The sequence below is a fragment of the Pantoea sp. ACRSB genome (genome assembly GCF_022346905.1).
Lineage (GTDB): Bacteria > Pseudomonadota > Gammaproteobacteria > Enterobacterales > Enterobacteriaceae > Pantoea > Pantoea piersonii.
Genome location: NZ_JAKRNL010000028.1, coordinates 1 through 1518, shown reverse-complemented (window position 1 = coordinate 1518; position 1518 = coordinate 1). Strand labels below are relative to the sequence as shown.

2 protein-coding genes are annotated in these 1518 nt (G+C 50.1%); one reads left to right on the top strand and one right to left on the bottom strand.

Features of this window, described 5'->3' with window-relative positions; translation table 11 throughout:
* Positions 1-66 (bottom strand): IS1 family transposase (locus tag MHZ89_RS22575; protein ID WP_311784658.1); only part of this gene is annotated, 66 nt, incomplete at its 3' end.
* A 1262-nt stretch (positions 67-1328) separates the two neighbouring features.
* Here MHZ89_RS22575 and MHZ89_RS22570 point away from each other — a divergent pair.
* The coding region (locus tag MHZ89_RS22570; protein ID WP_311784657.1) for an IS1 family transposase at positions 1329-1518 on the top strand (190 nt) is incomplete at its 3' end.

Genomic DNA, 1518 nt, shown 5'->3' with positions numbered 1-1518 from the left:
TTTGCCGTTACGCACCGCCCCGTCAGTAGCTGAACAGGAGGGACAGGTGATAGAAACAGAAGCCACTGGAGCACCTCAAAAACACCATCATACACTAAATCAGTAAGTTGGCAGCATCACCACATCTGCGGATTTTATTGCCGATGACGGTCAGCAGTCACTGACTGAAGCAAAGACAAGATGAACCAAATTAATCAGGTGATGTTGTCGCAACAAAGATACGCATAAAATTTTGTCGCAGCCTTCGGGGATAATAACAGAGCGCCAGACAGGCCAGCCACGGAGATACAATCAGCAGTGCGCGCTCTCCAGCGCTGAGTTTCCTGAACTACTCACAGTCACTGCAACTGTCATCAAATCAGAAGGCTTACTCTTTGCTGAGGTGAGCGCGGTAGTACCTGCGTAACCTCTTCACTGATATCACCCTGCTGTTTGTCATCGAAACCTCTTTCAAGGTAATCCTGTGACGGTTTTAACCCGACGGTCTGCCTGCGGTCAGTGTTAGTGCGCTGTTCATAAGGAAGGGTCATATAAAGCCGTAATGAACTGACGCTCTGCCACTGATTTTGCGGTTCCGGTAACTTTTTTTGTCTTTATCCTGAATACCTGCCAGGCTCTTCCATCAAACTATTTCACAACGGAGTCTCCTGATGGGACGAGTTAAGATTCGGTGCCCATCCTGTGGAAAGCGCCGATTTCAGTTCACTCTTAAAAATGATGAAAAAAAAACTCCTCACGGAGCTGTCTGCTGTGGCTGTGGTGAGCAGCTGAAAGTTGAGAATGTGTATAAGCTGTTTCTCGTCATCAGTAATAATGGCGACCAGCATAAACGACCTGCTCCCCGTTAGGAATATACCATGATGTTAGTAATGTCTTCATTAGCGACTGTAAGAACAATCGCGGACTTCCACTCCTCGCTCATAGCGGACCTTTTCCAGTCTTAGCCTGTAACCTTGCAACCTGCTAATTTGCCTTTCACTTTCATTTGAGGCTACAGGACTGAATTACGCGGCCAGATTCAGGGTTGACCTTGCCGTTGCCATCAGACCCCAGCCGCCAGGCCCGGAACCCTGTGCGGTCCGGCGGAGCTTACCGGCTCTGCCGGTTTGCGCGCCAGGGCTGACGACCCGGCCACGCCTGGGAGCCAGAGGGGGCCATCAGCTGTTTATGCCTTTGACCTTCAGGGGATGAAACCCGGCAAGGTAGCTGCAACTCAGCGAACAGAAAAAGTGGATAGAAGGCAAGGATGCATGCAGGGCAACGAGATTTTTACGGTGATGCTGCCAACTTACTGATTTAGTGTATGATGGTGTTTTTGAGGTGCTCCAGTGGCTTCTGTTTCTATCACCTGTCCCTCCTGTTCAGCTACTGACGGGGTGGTGCGTAACGGCAAAAGCACTGCCGGACATCAGCGCTATCTCTGCTCTCACTGCCGTAAAACATGGCAACTGCAGTTCACTTACACCGCTTCTCAACCCGGTACGCACCAGAAAATCATTGATATGGCCATGAATGGCG